This window comes from Streptomyces sp. NPDC055013, assembly GCF_053608645.1.
In genome coordinates, this window is sequence record NZ_JBSGVW010000003.1 from 201413 (window position 1) to 214839 (window position 13427).

The following is a 13427-nucleotide window of genomic DNA, read 5'->3' on the forward strand; positions in this document are numbered from 1 at the left end:
AAGAGGGCCCAGGCCAGGGCCCAATTTTGGCAAACCCCCTGTCACCGTGTGCCGTGACCGCTCTACCATCGGCTTATCCGTAGCAGGCTCCCCTCCGTTTCTGCCCGACGGCTCGTTGGCATGCGAGCCCCAAGCCCTACGGAGCATCGGGGGATGCACATGAACAGCGTTCCGCAGCACCTGCTGAGCGAGGACCGCCAGGACTACGAGCGGATCCTCGATGAGGCGCTGCGCTCCGCACCACACCGCCCGGAACTGGCCGCTGTCGGTCAGCGGCTCAACCCCGAACAGCTGCGCACCATGGCGCTCAACGCCACCGCTCTGATCACGGCGGCCGCGGCGACCGAGTACCAGCACTACGTGAAGGTCCGCGAGGAACTGCGCCAACCGGCGCCGTCCACCCCGTCCTCCACTCGCGAGTCCGGCTCCTCCGAGTCGAGCTCGGGCGCGATGGGGCTCGCCACGACCATGGGAGAAGTCGCCGAGACAGCCGGCCCGGGCGTCATAGCCGTGCTCGCCGTCCTGGCACCCGTACTCGCCGGCACCGCAGCGGCGATCTTCCTGCTCGTCGGCTACATCCTGAAGATGTTCGACCCCGAGCCGGCATTCGCCCAGACGATGCTCACCACCGGATGGGTGTTCGGCGCCATGGCAGCGGCCGCCATCCTGGTGGCCGCCGTCGGTCTCCTGCTCACCGCCCTGCGCAACCGGCCGGCGTTCGACGGCGGGCCGTACGGCGAACTGAGTGAGGAGGTCGCCCGGGCCAGGGAAGCCTGGCGCGAGGCCCTGCTGGAGCGCGGCGTCCTGCCCTTCCTGCGGGAGGCACTCGCCGACCCCGGCACGGCATCGGCCCTGCACCGCACGCCACCGTCGACACCGGCCGGCCGCATCCCAAACCTCGGCTACGGCCGCCCGGGTTTCAGCAGCCCGGACGACGGCGCCTCCCGGGGATCGCGGCCGAGCTTCAGCAGCCCGGACTACACGAGCCCGGACTTCGGAGGCCCGGAACACCAGCCGGAGTAGCGCCTCGGCTTGCGCCCTCCGCCGCAGGAGCGCCCCGCCCGGGGCCTCACTTTCGCGACGGAACCCCCGGGGAGACCTCCTCGGGGAGGCGCAAGCCGAACAGCCGGGCAGCAACGCCGGACACGACGGCAGCCCGCCGGACACCGGGGCGCGGCGCCCCGGGTCAGGACGTCGACGTCAGTCCGCGAGCGGCAGGTACACCCGGTTGCCCGCCGCGGCGAACTCCTTCGACTTCTGAGCCATGCCGTCCTCGATCTCCTCCTTCGACCCGCCATGTGCGCGGCGGATGTCCTGGGAGATCTTCATCGAGCAGAACTTCGGCCCGCACATGGAGCAGAAGTGAGCCGTCTTGGCAGGCTCGGCCGGCAGGGTCTCGTCGTGGAACTCCCGTGCCGTGTCCGGGTCGAGAGCCAGATTGAACTGGTCCTCCCACCGGAACTCGAAGCGGGCGTCGGACAGCGCGTCGTCCCACTCCTGCGCACCGGGGTGCCCCTTGGCGAGATCGGCCGCATGGGCGGCGATCTTGTAGGTGATGACGCCGGTCTTGACGTCGTCCCGGTTGGGCAGGCCCAGGTGTTCCTTGGGCGTGACGTAGCAGAGCATCGCCGTGCCCCACCAGGCGATCATCGCGGCACCGATGCCGGAGGTGATGTGGTCGTAGGCCGGCGCGACGTCGGTGGTCAGCGGGCCGAGCGTATAGAACGGAGCTTCATCGCAGATCTCCTGCTGAAGGTCGATGTTCTCCTTGATCTTGTGCATCGGGACGTGTCCCGGGCCCTCGATCATGGTCTGTACGTTGAAACGCTTGGCGATCGTGTTGAGTTCCCCGAGCGTCCTCAACTCCGCGAACTGCGCCTCGTCGTTGGCGTCCGCGATCGAGCCGGGCCGCAGGCCGTCGCCCAGCGAGTACGTGACGTCGTAGGCGGCGAGGATCTCGCAGAGCTCCTCGAAGTTCTCGTACAGGAAGCTCTCCTTGTGGTGCGCCAGGCACCACGCCGCCATGATCGAGCCACCGCGCGAGACGATGCCGGTCTTGCGGTTGGCCGTCAGCGGTACGAACGGCAGCCGCACGCCCGCGTGGACCGTCATGTAGTCCACGCCCTGCTCGGCCTGTTCGATGACCGTGTCCTTGTAGATCTCCCAGGTCAGCTCCTCGGCCCGGCCGTCGACCTTCTCCAGCGCCTGGTAGAGCGGCACCGTGCCGATGGGGACGGGGGAGTTGCGCAGCACCCACTCACGGGTGGTGTGGATGTTGCGGCCGGTCGACAGGTCCATGACCGTGTCGGCGCCCCAGCGGGTCGCCCAGGTCATCTTCTCGACCTCCTCCTCGATGGAGGAGGTGACCGCGGAGTTGCCGATGTTGGCGTTGACCTTCACCAGGAACCGCTTGCCGATGATCATCGGCTCGATCTCCGGGTGGTTCACGTTGACGGGCAGCACCGCGCGGCCCGCGGCGATCTCCTCGCGGACGACCTCGGGAGAGACGTTTTCCCGGATGGCCACGTACTCCATCTCGGGTGTGATCTCACCCCGGCGTGCGTAGGCGAGCTGCGTGACGGCCTGGCCGTCACGGCTGCGACGGGGCTGGCGCGGACGTCCGGGGAAGACCGCGTCGAGGTTGCGCAGGCCGCCGCGCGGCGAGGTGTGCTTGATGCCGTCGTCCTCGGGACGGACGGGACGGCCCGCGTACTCCGCGGTGTCGCCGCGGGCGATGATCCAGTTCTCCCGCAGCGGGGGCAGCCCCCTGCGGACGTCGGTATCGGCGAGCGGATCGGTGTACGGGCCCGAGGTGTCGTACAGCGTGACCGACTCCCCGTTGGTGAGGTGCACCTGGCGGACCGGCACTCGCAGATCGGGGCGTGAACCCTCGACATACGCCTTGTGCCAGCCGATGGACTTCCCGGCCTCCTCGGACTTCTCGTCCTGAACGGAGGCAGGCGTGCGCGCGTCCTTGATGGTCATGAGACCTACTCCCTACGCCGGCATTACCCGGTAACAGGTTCGGCGGTCGACGCAGCGGTATCCGTCTGCCGACGTTTCGTGTGAAACATCACTCGCGATGAGTGATGTTTCATGTGAAACATCGCTGTGACGGAGGTCAGCGCCCTCTCAGCCCGGTGCTCCGAGCTCCCGCGTGTACAAAGGTGGCACCACGCTAGCGTCAATTCGGGCGCGGTGAACAGGGGGCCCCAATCGTTCTTGCGATGATCGGGCGGTGACCACGACGCATGAACCTCCGTACCCACCGCCCGATCCGCCCCGCGGCTCCGGCTCCGGAAACGGCCCCAGAATCGGCCCCGGGCGGGGCAACGGCCTTACAGACGGCCGGGGTTCAGGGGTTCCCGGGGGGAGATACGGAGGGGCCTACGGCCTTGGTCCCGGTGACGGGGACCAGGACGATCATGCGACTGGGGGCGGGGGCTGGCACGAGCAAGGCCCCAGGTCCGGTGGAACGCAGAATCACGGCAGCGGGGTCGGCGGAGGGCAGGGGCGCGGGCCCGGTCCCCGGGGTTCTTACGAGCGCGGTCCCGAATCCGGCGGCTCGCAGGCGCCGGTTACCGACCCGGGTGGCGGGCACGGTCCTGGACCCGGGGGCGGTCATGGGCATGGTCCCGGCTCCGGAGGGGGACATGGGCACGGTCCGGGGTCCGGGGGCGGGCGTGGCGGAGATGATGGTGGCGCGCACGGGCACTCGCACAGTCACGCCCACGGGCCGGCTGCTCCCGTCTCCCGGCATCTGCGCAAGGTCATCGCGGCGGTCCTGATCCCGTTCGCCGCGGCGGTGGTGGTGGGGCTGGCGGTGTTGTGGCCGGGCGGTGCCCCGCCGCACGAGCGCACCGGGGTCGGCTTCGACCGGCAGACGCAGCAGGCCACGGTCACCAAGGTGGTCGAGCTGAGCTGCAAGGAGGTGGGCGCCTCGGGGGTGCCCCCGACCGGCGACACCTCCACCGCCGAGGGCTCCTCCGCCGTGCAGCAGGACAGCGGCACCTGCAAGAAGGCGACGATCCGCGTCGACAGCGGCAAGGACAAGGGCCGGACGTTCACGGAGATCGTGCAGCCCGACCAGTCGCGGCAGTTGCACGAGGGCCAGGAAGTCGTGGTCGCCTACGAGCCCTCCGCACCCAAGGACCTGCAGTACTCGGTCACCGATGTGAACCGGCGCCTCCCGTTGGCCGTGCTCGCCGGCATCTTCGCCATCGCCGTCGTGGTCGTCGGGCGGTTGCGGGGCCTCATGGCACTGATCTCGCTGGCCATCAGCTTCCTGGTGCTCAACTTCTTCATCCTGCCGGCGATCCTGCAGGGCTCGAATCCGCTGGTCGTCGCAGTGGTCGGGTCGAGCGCCATCATGCTGGTCGCCCTCTACCTGTGCCACGGCCTGTCGGCCCGTACGTCGGTGGCGGTGCTCGGCACGCTGATCTCGCTGTTGCTGATCGGCATCCTCGGGTCGGTGTTCATCGACTGGGCCGCGCTCACCGGCAACACCGACGACAACACCGGCCTCATCCACGGGCTGTATCCGTCGATCGACATGAGCGGTCTGCTGCTGGCCGGCATCATCATCGGTTCGCTCGGTGTCCTCGACGACGTGACGGTCACCCAGACGTCCGCGGTCTGGGAGCTGCACGAGGCCAACCCGACGATGGGCCGGCGCGGGTTGTACCGGGCGGGTATCCGCATCGGCCGCGACCACATCGCGTCCGTCGTCAACACGCTCGTCCTCGCGTACGCGGGTGCCGCACTGCCCCTGCTGCTGCTCTTCTCGATCGCGCAGAGCGGGGTGGGGACGGTCGCCAACAGTGAGCTGGTGGCGGAGGAGATCGTGCGCACCCTGGTGGGCTCCATCGGCCTGGTCGCGTCCGTGCCGGTCACCACGGCCCTCGCGGCCCTGGTGGTCTCGGCCGACCGGCCGGAGAAGGGGGCGGTGCCGACGGGTACCCAGCCGGTCCCGGCAGGCGGGGGGTCGACCTCGACCGGCGCGCAGCCGGCTCTGGGGCGCGGCGGGCGCGGGCGTCGGCGGAAACGGTGACATCGGAAAAGCTGTGACACCGGGGAAAGCGGGGGCGTCGGCGAAGCAGGGGCTTCGTGTCTGTGCAAGGGGTGGCGGACACGGTTCGCCGCCCGCGCGCCTCCCGCGCGCCGAATCCGAACCCAAAACCTCGCGCCTCCGGCCTTGCAGATCCGGCGTCTTGGGAGCAAGCCCGACAAGGAAGCGCTCCCATGCGCGCCGGGAGCGCCCGGCGAAGCGTTACGCCACCCCTAATGGCCACGAGCCTCAGCCCGCGCTCTGCTCCTCGGCGAGGATGCGGTCCAGGGCCTCGTCGAGGTGGGCGTCGAAGTCGGCGAGCGCGCCCTCCTGACCGAGCGGCACCAGCTTGTCGGTGCGGTCGAGAAAGGCCACCAGAGGCGCCACCGAGGAGCGGAACAGTGCCTGGTCGGCACCGACCTGAAGCCGGATCAGAACGTCGCCCAGCGTCTCTGTGCCGGCCGGAGAGACCCGTACATCTCCCTCCCCGCACGGGCGGCCCACTCCATCGACCAGTAGTTCCCGGCCGAAGGCCCAGGTCACGGGGGCGTCGCCGGGCAGGTGGAAGGTAAGCCGCACGGCATAGGGATCACAGGTCTCGTAGCGCAACTCCACCGGGATGCGGAAGGAGAGCTCCTCGGACACGAGAAAGCTCATCATGACCTCTGCCTCTACGGACTCGCGCATCGCCCTACCCCGTCGTTTGCAGTCGACTGGCCGGGAACGGACCCCGACACTGGTGGAATCTTGCTGAACGTACACGAGAGATCACAAGGAGTGAGTTTTCAGATACTGATAGAGATCGAGAGTGACCCCAGGAGCCGCCCGATCTCCTCCTGCAGTTGCAGCACCGCCGACAGCAGCCGGTCGGCCTGGTGGGCGGGCAGCGAAATGGCCATCGTGGCGGCCGTGGTGCCCACCGTGATGGGGATGGCAGCGCACACCGTCCCCAGCGCGTACTCCTGACGCTCGGTCACCGGATCCATCCGCCGGGTCCGCTCGAGACGTCGCAGCAGGGTGCGGGTATCGCGCACGGTGTAGGGGGTGATGGACTCCACTGGATGGCGGGCCAGGTGATCGCGGCGAGCGTCCTCGTCGAGCTGGGACAGCAGGCACTGACCGATGGCGTGCGCGTGGCCGGTCTCCCGGAAGTCGGCCCACTCCTCGACCGCCGGATTGCCCGGGGTGTCGGAGACGCACATGACCTCGATCTCACCGTCGCGGTACTGGGCGTAGTAAACCGGGACACCAATGGCGTCACGCCATTGAGCGAGCGCGTCGGCAACCGTGCTGCGACGTTTCTGCGCGGCTGCGCTGCTGCTGAGCCGTACGGCCGCCTCGCCGAGGAAGAACAGCCCTTTGTCACGGCGCAGATAGCCCTCGTGCACCAGCGTGCGCAGCAAGTGGTAGGCCGTGGGCAGTGCCAGGCCCGCCTCGCGGGCGAGTTGCTTGGCCGGGGCGCCGTACTCATGCTCGGCAACACACTCCAGCAGGCGCATCGCGCGCTGGACGGATCCGATGAGCGTCGCGGACTGCGACTGCTCGGCGGAGGCCGGGGAGGCTTGCTGCGGGACCTGGGGGACGGAGGAGCGCGGCTGTTCGAGGGGCGTCTGAGGTTCTGAGGGTGCGGTGTCGACCGTGGCCAAGGGTTACTCCCGAAGCGCGAGAGGGGAGCCCGTGCTGGGGAACACGGGGGGTGTACGCCGCTCGCGGGGTCGTCCCCGCGTCGATTTCCGGACTCTATTGGCCCGTCACCGCTCCTGGACTCCCTGCTCGGAAAACTTCCCCCGCCCGAGGGAACCGGCGATTCCTGTTACCGCCCACCGGTCCCCACGGCCCCCACGGCCCTCACCAGTCGCTGCGCGACGAGGAGCTCGACGTGAACTTCCGTACGACGTAGACGAGTCCACCGACCAGTGCCACGAAGACCAGCACCTTGAAGAGCAGTCCGATGACGAACCCCACCACGCTGGCTATCAGCCCACCGAACACCACCAGTGCGATGACCGGCACCGCGATCCACTTCACCCACCACGGCAGTCCTGCGAAGATCTCACGCATCGCCCTCGTCCTTACCTCTCCGCCCGTTACTGTGCCGGGTCCTGATCCTTCGAATCTGCTGATTCCTGCACTCGATGCTAGGTCCGGCAGGTGCCGAGCGGACGCCTCGCAGCCCTTGTCCTCCCCTGATCGATCCCCTAGGGAACCCCGAGGCCAAAGGTCAGCTCGCGGGCGGAGAGAACACCACGAGCACCCTCAGGTCCTCGCTGATGTGGTGGAACTTGTGGGCCACCCCGGCCGGCACGTACACCACACTGCCGCGCGCCACATGTGTGGTCTCCATGCCGACGGTGATCTGAGCACGGCCGCTCACAACGAAGTAGACCTCGTCCTGGTTGTGCGGCTTCTGTGGATCGTGCGCACCGGCGTCGAGCGCGTACAGACCGACCGACATGTTCCGCTCCCGCAGAAACTGCAGGTAGGCGCCCTCGTTGGCGGCGCGCTCCGCCTCCAGTTCATCCAGCCGGAATGCCTTCATCGCTCTCGTCCGCCCTTGTCCCGGTGCTCGTGACCGATCTCGTCTGCCACGATCAGACACATGAAGAATTTCGTAGTCAAGACGATCGCCAACGCGGGTGCCCTGGCGGTCGCCGTCTGGCTGATAGACAAGATCACCCTCACCGGGGACAGCACGGGCAAGCAGATCGGCACCCTGCTCATAGTCGCGCTGATCTTCGGCCTGGTGAACTTCGTCGTCAAGCCGATCGTGAAGCTTCTCAGCCTCCCTCTGCTCATCCTGACGCTCGGCCTGTTCACCCTGATCGTCAACGCGCTCATGCTGCTGCTGACCTCGTGGCTCGCCGACAAGGTCGACCTGAGCTTCCACGTCGAGGGCTTCTGGACGGCCGTCCTCGGTGGCCTGATCATCTCGATCGTCTCCTGGGCGCTCAACATCGTTCTGCCCGACGGGGACTGAGTATCCGATGACCTACCGCGTCTGCTTCGTCTGCACCGGCAACATCTGCCGCTCCCCGATGGCCGAGTCGGTCTTCCGCGCGCGCGTGGCGGAGGCCGGGCTCGACAGCCTGGTCGAGACCGACAGCGCCGGCACCGGCGGCTGGCACGAGGGCGACCCTGCCGACCCGCGCACCATCTCCGTCCTCGAGGAGCACGGCTACGACAGCGGTCACACGGCCCGCCAGTTCCAGACGTCCTGGTTCGCGCGCCTCGACCTCGTCATCGCCCTCGACACCGGCCACCTCAAGGCCCTGCGCCGCTTGGCGCCCTCCCCGGAGGACGCGGCGAAGGTGCGCCTGCTGCGCTCCTACGACCCCGCCGCCGGCGACGACCTCGACGTGCCCGACCCGTATTACGGGGCCCTCGACGGCTTCGAGGAATGTCTTGAGATGGTGGAGGCGGCAAGTACGGGCCTCCTCACGGCGGTCCGCGAACAGGTGGAGGGACAGCCGGTATGAGCAGCACGGATCCTCAAGGACCGCCTTCCGAGGGGCGGCCTTCCGACGGAGACGGCACGCGCGCGGTGCGGGCCGGACTGCCCGAGCCGGTCGCCTACGAGCCGACCCTGCCCGGCCCCGTGTTCGCGGCCCACTACCACCTGCCGGGCGAGCCCACGGGCCCGTACACCTACGGCCGGGACGAGAACCCCACCTGGACCCATCTGGAGCGCGCCATCGGCGGCCTGGAGGCACCGGGGGAGGACGGCGTCGAGACGCTGGTCTTCGCGTCGGGCATGGCCGCCACCTCATCGGTGCTCTTCTCCCAGCTGCGGGCCGGGGACGCGGTCGTCCTGCCCAGCGACGGCTACCAGGCGCTGCTCCTGGCACGCGCGCAGTTGGAGGCCTTCGGCATCGAGGTCCGCGCGGCACCGACCGGCGGGGACGCCCAGCTCGGTGTCCTGGACGGCGCGAAACTGCTGTGGATCGAGACCCCGTCGAACCCGGGCCTCGACGTGTGTGACGTCCGGCGGCTCGTCGAAGCGGCACACGCGCGTGGCGCCCTCGTCGCCGTCGACAACACGCTCGCGACGCCGCTCGGCCAGCGCCCGCTGGAGCTCGGCGCCGACTTCTCGGTGGCCAGCGGCACCAAGCAGCTGACGGGACATGGCGACATCCTGCTGGGATACGTCAGCGGCCGCGGCGCCGAGGCCATGGCCGCCGTACGGCGCTGGCGCAAGATCGTCGGGGCGATTCCGGGGCCCATGGAGGCCTGGCTCGCGCACCGTTCCCTCGCCACGCTCCAGATGCGCGTGGAGCGGCAGAACGCCACCGCCCTGGCCGTCGCCGAGGCGCTGCAGGACTGGCCGGAAGAGCTCGGGGTGCGCTATCCCGGGCTGCCGCACGACCCCTCGTACAAGATCGCCTCGCAGCAGATGCGGCGCTACGGGTGCGTCGTGTCCTTCACGCTGCCCACGCGCGCGCGTGCCGAGCGATTCCTGGAGGCGCTGCGGCTCGTCGACGACGCGACCAGCTTCGGCGGAGTGCGCTCCACGGCCGAACGGCGCGGGCGCTGGGGCGGCGACGCCGTACCGGAGGGCTTCATCCGGATGTCGGTCGGCGCCGAGGATCCTGAGGATCTGGTGGCGGATGTGCTGCGTGCGCTGGACGAATCGGCCCGGTGACGGGGCCCCCGCACGCGCGTCGGTGCCCGAACATGCGGAACGGGCGGTCCGAGCCTCCCCCCTCGTGGCTCGGACCGCCCTCGGTTCTGCGCGCGAAGAACCGCGCGAACAAGGCTAGTTGACTGTCTGTCAGTGTCCAATCACAGTAGCGACAGCGACCTATCGACTTATTTATAGTTAGGCCCTGCCCTGAGGATGGAGAGAAGGGCGGGGAAGGGGAGGGTGTGGCATGGACCTGGCCTTGTTGCGCACTTTTGTGACCGTGCACCGGGCTGGCTCCTTCACCCGCGCCGCCGCCCTGCTCGGCCTGTCGCAGCCGGCCGTGACCTCGCAGATCCGCACCCTGGAACGGCAGTTGGGCCGCCCCCTCTTCCTGCGACAGGCCCGCGGAGTGACGCCGACGACCATCGGCGACGAACTCGCCCACAAGGCCGCACCTCATCTCGACGCCCTGGTGGAGATCACCGAGACCGGTCTCGACGACGAGTCCTCCTTACGATCCCTGCACCTCGCCGGCCCTCCTGAGTTCACCGCCGAGCGGGCCCTGCCCGCGCTCACCGAGCTGACCGGCGAAGAAGGCCAGGGCTTCGCTCTGCGCGCGTCCTTCGGAAACGCCGAGGAGACCCTCGAGGGGCTGGCTGCCGGACATCATGATCTGGCCATCAGTACGGCCCGTCCGCGCGGCGGTCTGCTCACGGCGACGACGCTCTGCGACGAGATGCACGTGCTGGTCGCCGCGCCCCAATGGGTCGACCGGATCGGCTCGGGGCAGCTGCGCCACAAGGGAGCGCACGCGCTGGAGGACGTCCCGGTGGTGGAGGTGCACGAGTCCCTGCCCTTCGTCTCCCGTTACTGGGCTTCGGTCTACGACTGCCGCCCCGCCGCCCCGGGCACCGTGATCGTCCCCGACCTTCGCGCGGTCCTCGCCTGTGCGGTCGCGGGGGCAGGGCTGGCGGTGTTGCCCCGCTACCTGTGCGCGGCCGCCCTGCAGCGCGGCGATGTCGTCGCCCTGCACGATCCGCCGGTGCCACCGCTGCGGACGTACTTCCTGGTGGTCCGTACCGGCACACTGGCGATGCCCCATATCGCGCGAGCCCATGAGTGGTTGCTGCGGGCGGCTGGTGACTGGGCCTGAACCGGGCATTCAGGGCGCATCCAGCGGCGGATCCGAGCTCCTCACAGGATGAGCTCGACCGGTGACGTTTCGCGATGTTTCACGTGGAACCAGCCGGGCCACATTTCTCCCATGACCGTCCGACCTGTGGTCAAGCGCACCGCCCGCGCCGTTCTGCTGGACGGCGACGACCTGATCCTGATCAAGCGCACCAAGCCCGGCCTCGATCCTTACTGGCTCACACCCGGTGGCGGAGTCGAGCCCACGGACGCGACCGTCGTCGACGCGCTGCACCGCGAGGTGTACGAGGAGCTCGGCGCCAAGGTCGTCGATGTCGTGCCCTGCTTCGTAGACACCGTCGAGCACATCGGCGAGGACGGCGGAGCGACCGGAGTGAAGGTGCAGCACTTCTTCGTGTGCCACCTGGAGTCGATGGACACGTCCTTGCGGCACGGCCCCGAAGTGGACGAACCCATCGGCGAGTACGAGATCGTCCGGGTGCCGTTCACCCGGGTCGGGATCGCTTCCGTCCACCTCGTACCGCTCTCACTGCGGCACTACCTCGACGGGAACATCGAGGGCGTCCGTGCCATGCACGCCCCCGATCTGGGCTGATCCGACGGCAGACCTCCGCCGTGGCAAGGCTCAATCCCCGGCGGAGACGAGCTCCTCCACAGAGTCATGGCGTATGCGCTCGAACGGCATGCCGATGCCCCTCAGGGCGTCGACACCGCTGCGGATCATGCCGGGCGGTCCGGAGACATAGGCGTCGTACTCGGTCCACGGCCCGTACTCGCGTATGGCTTCGGGAAGCTGGAGCAGACCATGCCGGTCCACCACCGGGCGGACATGCAGCCAGGGGTGGGACTGCTGGAGGCGGAGCATCGTGTCGATGTCGTACAGATCCTGGTTGGTACGGGCGCCGTAGAAAACCTCGACCGATCGCCGTTCGCCGTGCTCGGCGACGTCCTCGACCAGTGCCTTGATCGGCGCTATGCCGGTGCCTCCGCCCACGCAGAGCAGCCCGCTGTCGGTGGTGTGGTCCACGGTCATCGAACCGGCCGGCGGGCCGAGCCGGATGATGTCTCCCGGCCGCGCGCGGTGCACCAGCGCGTTGGAGACCCAGCCCGCGGGCACGGCCTTCACATGGAAGGTCAGCAGGCCGTCCGAGCGGGCCGCCGAGGCGAAGGAGTAGTGCCGCCAGATCCTGGGCCACCAGGGTGTCTCCACGCTCGTGTACTGCCCGGCGAGGAAGGGATACGGCTGGTCGGGGCGGACGGTGAGGACCGCGACGTCCGCGGTTCTGAGGTCGTGCGAGACGACCTCCGCGTACCACCAGGCGGGGGCGCGCAGTTCGTCCGCCGCCGCGGCGTCGATCATGACCTGCGAGATCGTCGTGTACGCCCGGATCCAGGCGGCCTCCATCTCGCCGTCCCAGATTCCGGCGGCGTACTTGCTCAGCGCGCCGATGAGGCATTCGCCGACGGCCGGGTAGTGCTCGGGCCGGGTGCCGTACTTGCGGTGTCCGCGGCCCAGGTTCTGCAGGTAGTCGACGAGGACAGGGGTGTTGTCGATGTGCTCGGCCGCGGTGAGCAGCGCCTTCAGCAGCCGGTCTCGCTGGGTGTCCATCGCGGCCGGGAAGAGGGAACGCAGATCGGGGTGGCGTACGAAGAGCAGCGCGTAGAAGTAGGAGGTGACCTTGTCGGCCACGGGGCCGACCTCGGCCATGGTCCGGCGGATCAGGACGGCGTCCGGGGAGACGGGCTGGGCCGGAGCGGGGCGCTGGCTCGGTACCCGCAGTTGAGGGGAGGGCGATGCGAGAGGGGCGGGGCCCGGCGTCTCCGGCCGTGGTGTCGTGGCCTGGGCGGCCTGCATCTCCGGGCGGGCTGCGGTGGCTTGGGCGGCGGCGTGCACGGCGTGAGCGGTGGCTTGCGGGGGTTGAGCTGAGGCTTGCGGGGCTTGGCCTGAGTACGGGGTGTGGGCGGGCGTCGACGGCGTGGGCTGTATATGGCTCGGGGGGGTCGCGCCGGGCGTCGATATCGGGGCTGGTACCCCACGTTCCGCGTACGGGCGGGCGGCAGGGCCCGGAGCTGCGGGGCCTGGTGCCGCGGGACCAGAGCCGACGTCAGCAAGGGTGGGCCCGGGCGGAGGCGCCGTCGCGGCGGACTGTGGTGGGCCGGCCGTCGTGGGGGGCTGTGTGGTGCTCTGGGGCGGTGGGGCCGGGCCGTCGCCTGCCGTCGTCCGGCCCATCGGGCGCATCGCCGCCAGGCGGCTGCCCTCTGCCGCCTCCTGTTCGGAGCCCGGAGAAGTCTCCGGCTGCTTGCGGGGCGTGAACCAGCCGCCCCCGCCGCCGGAAGTGCCGTTGTCGGCCGACGTGGTGGTCGGAGCGTCCATGGTGTGCCTCGCCTCGAACATCTTTCGGTCGGTCTGCGCACTTCCCCTATCGGAAGGTGCCTGCTTCCCCCGCGACGGCTTGCTTGGCCTCGTTCGTTGCTGCGATCAATACGGCCACATTCAACCCGTATTCACACTCAGTACGGACAAGTAAGGCGAGAGTGTGACATTGGCCGCAGTACTCTCACCGCAGCATCCCACTGCATGTGGGCACCCAGGCCGCATAACCGAGA

Annotated in this window: 13 protein-coding genes; 7 read left to right on the plus strand and 6 right to left on the minus strand. The window is 69.2% G+C overall.

Translation table 11 applies throughout. From position 1 onward, the window contains the following. Positions 1 to 153: 153 nt before the first annotated feature. Positions 154 to 1023, plus strand: coding sequence for a hypothetical protein (locus ACWGDB_RS05595; protein WP_383608225.1), 870 nt, complete (start codon positions 154 to 156; stop codon positions 1021 to 1023). 177 nt (positions 1024 to 1200) lie between these two features. Here ACWGDB_RS05595 and thiC read toward each other — a convergent pair whose 3' ends face one another. After that, complete coding sequence (thiC, locus tag ACWGDB_RS05600; RefSeq protein ID WP_453821226.1) at positions 1201 to 2985, minus strand: phosphomethylpyrimidine synthase ThiC; 1785 nt, start codon at positions 2983 to 2985, stop codon at positions 1201 to 1203. 253 nt (positions 2986 to 3238) lie between these two features. Here thiC and ACWGDB_RS05605 point away from each other — a divergent pair, with 253 nt between their 5' ends. After that, positions 3239 to 5050, plus strand: a complete 1812-nt coding sequence (locus ACWGDB_RS05605) for a YibE/F family protein (RefSeq protein WP_453821227.1) — start codon at positions 3239 to 3241, stop codon at positions 5048 to 5050. A 246-nt stretch (positions 5051 to 5296) separates the two neighbouring features. On the opposite strand, the gene ACWGDB_RS05610 is transcribed toward ACWGDB_RS05605, so the two are convergent. The 4 genes from ACWGDB_RS05610 to ACWGDB_RS05625 form a co-directional block, all read right to left on the minus strand. Further along, positions 5297 to 5734 carry an SsgA family sporulation/cell division regulator gene (locus ACWGDB_RS05610; protein ID WP_362386916.1) on the minus strand — a complete coding sequence of 146 codons (438 nt, stop codon included), beginning with the start codon at positions 5732 to 5734 and terminating at the stop codon, positions 5297 to 5299. A 98-nt stretch (positions 5735 to 5832) separates the two neighbouring features. Next, positions 5833 to 6567, minus strand: coding sequence for an IclR family transcriptional regulator (locus ACWGDB_RS05615; protein ID WP_453821357.1), 735 nt, complete (start codon positions 6565 to 6567; stop codon positions 5833 to 5835). A gap of 328 nt (positions 6568 to 6895) precedes the next feature. Beyond that, on the minus strand, positions 6896 to 7108 hold the full coding sequence (locus ACWGDB_RS05620) for a DUF5326 family protein (protein ID WP_133927993.1): 213 nt from the start codon (positions 7106 to 7108) through the stop codon (positions 6896 to 6898). 160 nt (positions 7109 to 7268) lie between these two features. After that, positions 7269 to 7586, minus strand: a complete 318-nt coding sequence (locus tag ACWGDB_RS05625; RefSeq protein WP_328426167.1) for a cupin domain-containing protein — start codon at positions 7584 to 7586, stop codon at positions 7269 to 7271. Positions 7587 to 7646: 60 nt separating this feature from the next. Between ACWGDB_RS05625 and ACWGDB_RS05630 the strand changes: the two genes are divergently transcribed. From ACWGDB_RS05630 to ACWGDB_RS05650, 5 genes are all read left to right on the plus strand, one after another. Then, a complete protein-coding gene (locus ACWGDB_RS05630) occupies positions 7647 to 8024 on the plus strand; it encodes a phage holin family protein (RefSeq protein ID WP_383608235.1) in 378 nt (125 codons plus the stop codon). 7 nt (positions 8025 to 8031) lie between these two features. After that, positions 8032 to 8523, plus strand: a complete 492-nt coding sequence (locus tag ACWGDB_RS05635) for a low molecular weight protein-tyrosine-phosphatase (RefSeq protein ID WP_453821228.1) — start codon at positions 8032 to 8034, stop codon at positions 8521 to 8523. Then, entirely contained in the window at positions 8520 to 9686 is a 1167-nt protein-coding gene (locus ACWGDB_RS05640; protein ID WP_453821229.1) for a cystathionine gamma-lyase, read from the plus strand. The genes ACWGDB_RS05635 and ACWGDB_RS05640 overlap by 4 nt, the downstream gene beginning before the upstream one ends. A 229-nt stretch (positions 9687 to 9915) precedes the next feature. Then, entirely contained in the window at positions 9916 to 10821 is a 906-nt protein-coding gene (locus ACWGDB_RS05645) for a LysR family transcriptional regulator (protein WP_453821230.1), read from the plus strand. Between the two features lie 111 nt (positions 10822 to 10932). Continuing rightward, positions 10933 to 11415, plus strand: coding sequence for an NUDIX domain-containing protein (locus tag ACWGDB_RS05650; RefSeq protein WP_453821231.1), 483 nt, complete (start codon positions 10933 to 10935; stop codon positions 11413 to 11415). A gap of 30 nt (positions 11416 to 11445) precedes the next feature. Here ACWGDB_RS05650 and ACWGDB_RS05655 read toward each other — a convergent pair whose 3' ends face one another. Continuing rightward, positions 11446 to 13215 (minus strand): globin domain-containing protein, encoded by a 1770-nt coding sequence (locus ACWGDB_RS05655; RefSeq protein WP_453821232.1) that lies wholly within the window; start codon positions 13213 to 13215, stop codon positions 11446 to 11448. Positions 13216 to 13427: the final 212 nt, after the last annotated feature.

Bases quoted from the DNA above. Each gene is read 5' to 3' on its own strand.
- ACWGDB_RS05595 (WP_383608225.1), top strand. From the start codon at position 154: ATGCACATGAACAGCGTTCCGCAGCACCTGCTGAGCGAGGACCGCCAG.
- thiC (WP_453821226.1), bottom strand. From the start codon at position 2,985: ATGACCATCAAGGACGCGCGCACGCCTGCCTCCGTTCAGGACGAGAAG.
- ACWGDB_RS05610 (WP_362386916.1), bottom strand. From the start codon at position 5,734: ATGCGCGAGTCCGTAGAGGCAGAGGTCATGATGAGCTTTCTCGTGTCC.
- ACWGDB_RS05620 (WP_133927993.1), bottom strand. From the start codon at position 7,108: ATGCGTGAGATCTTCGCAGGACTGCCGTGGTGGGTGAAGTGGATCGCG.
- ACWGDB_RS05625 (WP_328426167.1), bottom strand. From the start codon at position 7,586: ATGAAGGCATTCCGGCTGGATGAACTGGAGGCGGAGCGCGCCGCCAAC.
- ACWGDB_RS05630 (WP_383608235.1), top strand. From the start codon at position 7,647: ATGAAGAATTTCGTAGTCAAGACGATCGCCAACGCGGGTGCCCTGGCG.
- ACWGDB_RS05635 (WP_453821228.1), top strand. From the start codon at position 8,032: ATGACCTACCGCGTCTGCTTCGTCTGCACCGGCAACATCTGCCGCTCC.
- ACWGDB_RS05640 (WP_453821229.1), top strand. From the start codon at position 8,520: ATGAGCAGCACGGATCCTCAAGGACCGCCTTCCGAGGGGCGGCCTTCC.
- ACWGDB_RS05645 (WP_453821230.1), top strand. From the start codon at position 9,916: ATGGACCTGGCCTTGTTGCGCACTTTTGTGACCGTGCACCGGGCTGGC.
- ACWGDB_RS05650 (WP_453821231.1), top strand. From the start codon at position 10,933: ATGACCGTCCGACCTGTGGTCAAGCGCACCGCCCGCGCCGTTCTGCTG.
- ACWGDB_RS05655 (WP_453821232.1), bottom strand. From the start codon at position 13,215: ATGTTCGAGGCGAGGCACACCATGGACGCTCCGACCACCACGTCGGCC.